Source organism: Pseudomonas sp. P5_A2_2, from assembly GCF_054177685.1.
Genome location: NZ_JBGCUL010000302.1, coordinates 1 through 4,978, shown reverse-complemented (window position 1 = coordinate 4,978; position 4,978 = coordinate 1). Strand labels below are relative to the sequence as shown.

Below are 4,978 nucleotides of genomic sequence, written 5' to 3'. Positions count from 1 at the left end.
GTACTGTCCGCCCGGAAAGATCGCAGGGAGTTGTCATAGCGCGGTCACCTGGCGGTTCTACAGTAAGCACACAACCTGATGAGGAGACAGGCCATGTCCTTGCAACACAGCAGCGATGACAAGATTCAAGTGATCCGCACGCAACCAGACCAGTCTCTGGGTTGCTCGATTATTGACGAGCAGGGGCGCGAAGTACCGATCACTGAAAAAATGATCCAGAAAGCTTGCCGCGAACTGGAAAAGCGACTGGTCAAACCTGCCGAACAAGAGTGATATAGCCACCGTCTTCTTGGCCCGGCCCATGGTTGGCCGGGTTTTTTATGCCTGCTTATCCAATCCGGGACTGTGGCGCGCCCATCGCGAGCAGGCTCGCTCCTACAGGGGATTTGTTGTGCATGAAGATCCAGTGTAGGAGCGAGCCTGCTCGCGATAGGGCCGCCACGAACTATCAGATTGCCGTCGCCCCCAACGCCGCCACAATCCTCTGCAACTCAGGCGATTCACCTTCGATCCGCACCTGCAATCCGTCGATCTCCCGGCGCAACGGGTACTGCTTGCGCAGCACGTCGAATGCCGCACGCTGCTCGCTGACACTGCCGACCAGGCTGCGACGGAAATCCGCATCGTCACGACGCGGGTCATATACGCCACGGCACAGCATCGCCAAGGCCCAGGCCGGGTCGCTTTGCGCATTCAGGGTCACGTGCGACAGCCACGGTGCCGGCAGCAAATCGCTCAGGCTGACGCGGGCCGGTTGCCCGAGGAAATCGCAATACGCCTGATAAATCTGCGCGGTCCCTCGCTGCTTGCCGTCGAGGCTGTAACCGGCAATGTGCGGCGTTGCCAGCACGCACAGCTCGGCCAGCGCCACGTCGACTTCAGGCTCGCTTTCCCACACATCGAGCACCGCTTGCAGGTCTTCGCGTTCCAGCAGCACTTCGCGCAGGGCTGAGTTGTTCACCACCGGCCCGCGACTGGCATTGATCAGCCAGGTGCCGAACTTGAGCTGGTTCAGGCGTGTCTTATCGAACAAATGCCAGGTCGATAGCTGTCCCTGCCTGGTCAGCGGCGTGTGCAGGCTGATGACGTCGCACGCTTCGATGATCTGCTCGAGGCTGACGTAGTCACCGCCTTCAGCGGCCTGCCGTGGCGGATCGCACACCAGCACTTTCCAGCCCAGGCCTTGCAGGACTTTGACCAATCGCCCGCCCACTTCGCCGGCACCGACTACGCCATAGGTACGCCGGGTCAGGTCGACGCCTTCGATTTCGGCCAGGGTCAGCAAGCTGCCGAGCACATAGTCGACCACGCCGCGGGCATTGCAGCCCGGTGCGCTGGACCAGGTGATACCGGCCTGCTGAAAGTAATCCAGGTCCAGATGATCGGTGCCGATGGTGCATGTACCGACAAAGCGCACCTTGCTGCCTTCGAGTAGTGCGCGATCGACGTTGGTCACCGAACGCACCAACAGCACATCGGCCTGTTCGACCGTGGCACGGTCGATGGAACGACCCGGCACCCGGCGGATATCACCGAAGCCTTCGAAGAAGGCATCGAGCAGGGGGATATTTTCGTCGGCAACAATCAGCATGGCAGGCTCCTTTGGCGGATCGGCAGTGTAGGCGTAGATGACGCATCGCGCCTAGACGCATCTCTCTGTATCTGTAGGAGGGTTGATTACAAATCCACAACACGGGTCTTTTCCTGACCGCCGCGTCAACGCGTAGAATGCGCGCCTGTGCATCAACACCTTTTGGACGTTTCGCCATTGAATCCTGTAATCGAGAATACCGCCGCCATTTCGCCTGCGCGGACAACACCCGTTCGCCTGGAACTCAAAGGCCTGCTCAACCTGGCCCTGCCCATCATGATCGCGCAACTGGCCACCACGGCCATGGGCTTCGTCGATGCGGTGATGGCCGGCCGCGTCAGCCCACGGGACCTGGCTTCGGTGGCCCTGGGCAACTCGATCTGGATTCCCGTCTACCTGTTGATGTCCGGCGTTCTGCTGGCTACCACACCCAAGGTCGCGCAACGTTTTGGCGCCGGGCAGTTTGACGAGATCGGTCCGCTGGTACGCCAGGCGCTGTGGCTGGCACTGTGTGTCGGGTTGATCGGCAGCGGCCTGCTGCTCGGTGCCGAGCCGATCCTGCACTGGATGAAAGTCGATCCGCAATTGATCGAGCCGAGCATGGGCTACCTGCACGGGATCGCCTTCGGCTTGCCGGGCATGGCTTTTTATTACGTACTGCGCTGCTACAGCGATGGCATGGGGCGCACCCGTCCGAGCATGGTCATTGGCTTGTGCGGCCTGCTGCTGAACATTCCGCTGAACTATGCGTTGATCTATGGCCATTTCGGCGCACCGGCCCTGGGCGGCGTCGGTTGCGGCTGGGCCAGCGGCATCGTGATGTGGTTCATGGCGTTGAGCATGGCCGGCTGGACGTTCTGGGCGCCCTTCTATTCCCGCACCCGTGTGCTGGTGCGCTTCGACCGTCCGCAATGGGCCGTGATCAAGCGCCTGGTCGGCATTGGCCTGCCGATTGGTATCGCCGTCTTCGCAGAGTCCAGCATTTTTGCGGTCATTGCGCTATTGATTGGCAGTCTTGGCTCCACGGTGGTGGCCGGGCATCAAATCGCCCTGAATATCAGCTCGTTGCTGTTCATGATTCCCTATTCGCTGGGCATGGCGGTGACCGTGCGCGTCGGTCAGGCACTGGGGGCCGGCAACCCCTGGCAGGCGCGCTTCGCGGCGAAGGTCGGGCTCGGCGCGGCACTGGTGTTCGCAGCGTTCTCGGCGAGCCTGATCCTGCTGCTGCGCGAACCCATCGCCTCGATCTACACGCCTGACAGGAACGTGATCCAGATTGCATCGATGCTGATTGTCTATGCCGCGTTGTATCAGTTTTCCGATGCCATCCAGGTGATTTGCGCGGGCGCGTTGCGTGGCTACCAGGACACCCGGGTGACGATGATCCTGACCTTGTTCGCCTATTGGGGCATCGGTCTGCCGGTCGGTTACGTGCTGGGACTGACCGATTGGTTCGGTCCGGCCAGCGGCCCGAGCGGGCTGTGGGAAGGGTTGATTGCCGGCTTGAGCTGTGCGGCGCTGATGTTGTCGATCCGCCTGACGCTCAGTGCGCGCAAACGGATTCGTAACAGTCAGGGTTGATCGCCGCAACCCTGTAGGAGCGAGCTTGCTCGCGAAGGTCGTGAACGATAACGCGTAAACCAGATGCCCAACGGCGCCTTCGGTTTTTTCGCGAGCAAGCTCGCTCCTACAGGGGGGGGGCTGATCAGCCGGACTTCTTGCGAATCCAGTAGAGGTAGGTGCCCGCTTCTTCGTGCTGCGCCACCAGTTCGTGGTCAAGAAACACACAGAACTTGGGAAYGTCGCGACGGGTCGACGGGTCAGTGGCGATCACCTTGAGCAGGCCGCCGGGCACCAGGTCACGGATGTGCTGGTGCAGCATCATCACCGGCTCGGGGCAGTTGAGGCCGGTGGCGTCGAGGGTGCCGTCTACCGGCGTATCAAGCATTTCACTCATGATTCACTCCTGAAACTGGCCGGCATTGTCGCGCATTGCCGGGTGTAACGTCATCTATGACACCTGTGGGAGCGAGCCTGCTCGCGATGGCGGTGGGTCAATCAACAAAAATGTTGAATGTGATGGCCTCATCGCGAGCAGGCTCGCTCCTACAGGGGGATTGCGGTGCTTCAGCGGGATTTGGGCTTCTTCACATCCAGCCGGCGCAAATGGCACGTCACTTCCTCACGGTCGTGGTACAGCTGCTTGCAGCCGATCTCGACCTTGATACCCCGTGCCTTGAAGCCATCGGCAATGCGCTCGAGCAAACGCTTCACTTCGGCATAGCGCTGTTTCATCGGCAGCTTGAGGTTGACCACCGCCTCGCGGCAATGGCCATCGCCGATCCACTCTTCCAGCATCGCGGCGTTGCGTGCCGGCTTCTCGACGATGTCGCAGACCATCCAGTCCACCGGTTGCTTGGGCTTGAAGGTGAAACCGTCGGCCATCAGATGTTGCACCAGCCCCGTGTCCATCAGGCTTTCGGCCATCGGCCCGTTGTCGATGGCGGTCACCAGCATGCCGCGGTTGACCAATTGCCAGGTCCAGCCACCAGGAGCGGCCCCGAGGTCGACGCCGGTCATATCGCCGTGCAGGCGCTCGTCCCACTGGTCGCGCGGGATGAAGTGGTGCCAGGCCTCTTCCAGCTTGAGGGTCGAACGGCTCGGTGCCTCGCGGGGGAATTTCAAACGGGGAATGCCCATCGGCCACATGGCCGAGTTGTTCGACTCGGCCAGGCCCATGAACACTTCGCGGCCGCTTTTGAAGGTCAGCAACAGGCGCGGCTTGTGCGCGTCTTCCACCAGCTTGCCGGCGGCCATCAACGCCTTGCGCAGGTGCACTTCGAATTTCTTGCAGAAGTTCGACAGCTCCTTGCCATCGTTGGTGTCGACCATTTCCAGCCACAGGCTGCCGCACAGCGGAAAGTCCGCCATATGCGCGAGGATCACGCTGATGCGGTCGGTTTCCGGCAGATCGATGAAGATCCCCCGGGCCCACTGGCGCGGGAAGATCAGCTCGGCAAAACGCTGCCCGCGCATCAGGCGCTCGGCGCCGTCTTCTTCGGTGCAGACGAATTCGGCGCAAGCCGTGGCGGCTTTGGCCTTGGCATAACCGGCCACGTTCAGCCGTGCGGCAAGGTCGGAAATCTCGGAACAGACTTCACCTTCGAAGCCCGGCCGGCAATGCATGAATAGGGTGTTCATTCTTACTCCTGGGCAATGGCGAGGAAATTCAGCCACTGCGCGATGCCCAGGCTTGCGTTGAAGCAAAGCCTGTCACGAAAACCCGCGCATGATAGCCGACTTCGGAACCTCGGACTTAGCGATAGAGTCCAGTTATTAGCCAGCTACTTAAAACAGGGCTAGGTTTAATGTTCTGCCCGTCCCCTC

Annotated in this window: 5 protein-coding genes; 2 read left to right on the top strand and 3 right to left on the bottom strand. The window is 61.0% G+C overall.

Annotated elements, in window-relative coordinates:
* The first annotated feature begins 93 nt into the window (after positions 1–93).
* Entirely contained in the window at positions 94–273 is a 180-nt protein-coding gene (locus ACXRVY_RS16900) for a PA1571 family protein (protein WP_223463413.1), read from the top strand.
* A gap of 175 nt (positions 274–448) precedes the next feature.
* Here ACXRVY_RS16900 and pdxB read toward each other — a convergent pair whose 3' ends face one another.
* Positions 449–1,591, bottom strand: a complete 1,143-nt coding sequence (gene pdxB / locus ACXRVY_RS16895) for a 4-phosphoerythronate dehydrogenase PdxB (RefSeq protein ID WP_223463414.1) — start codon at positions 1,589–1,591, stop codon at positions 449–451.
* Positions 1,592–1,768: 177 nt separating this feature from the next.
* Between pdxB and ACXRVY_RS16890 the strand changes: the two genes are divergently transcribed.
* Positions 1,769–3,172, top strand: coding sequence for an MATE family efflux transporter (locus ACXRVY_RS16890; protein ID WP_223463415.1), 1,404 nt, complete (start codon positions 1,769–1,771; stop codon positions 3,170–3,172).
* Positions 3,173–3,296: 124 nt separating this feature from the next.
* Here the strand turns inward: ACXRVY_RS16890 and tusA are convergent, their stop codons facing one another.
* On the bottom strand, positions 3,297–3,548 hold the full coding sequence (tusA, locus tag ACXRVY_RS16885) for a sulfurtransferase TusA (protein ID WP_458237808.1): 252 nt from the start codon (positions 3,546–3,548) through the stop codon (positions 3,297–3,299).
* Between the two features lie 170 nt (positions 3,549–3,718).
* Complete coding sequence (rlmM, locus tag ACXRVY_RS16880) at positions 3,719–4,792, bottom strand: 23S rRNA (cytidine(2498)-2'-O)-methyltransferase RlmM (protein WP_057715663.1); 1,074 nt, start codon at positions 4,790–4,792, stop codon at positions 3,719–3,721.
* Positions 4,793–4,978: the final 186 nt, after the last annotated feature.

Bases quoted from the DNA above. Each gene is read 5' to 3' on its own strand.
- ACXRVY_RS16900 (WP_223463413.1), top strand. From the start codon at position 94: ATGTCCTTGCAACACAGCAGCGATGACAAGATTCAAGTGATCCGCACG.
- pdxB (WP_223463414.1), bottom strand. From the start codon at position 1,591: ATGCTGATTGTTGCCGACGAAAATATCCCCCTGCTCGATGCCTTCTTC.
- rlmM (WP_057715663.1), bottom strand. From the start codon at position 4,792: ATGAACACCCTATTCATGCATTGCCGGCCGGGCTTCGAAGGTGAAGTC.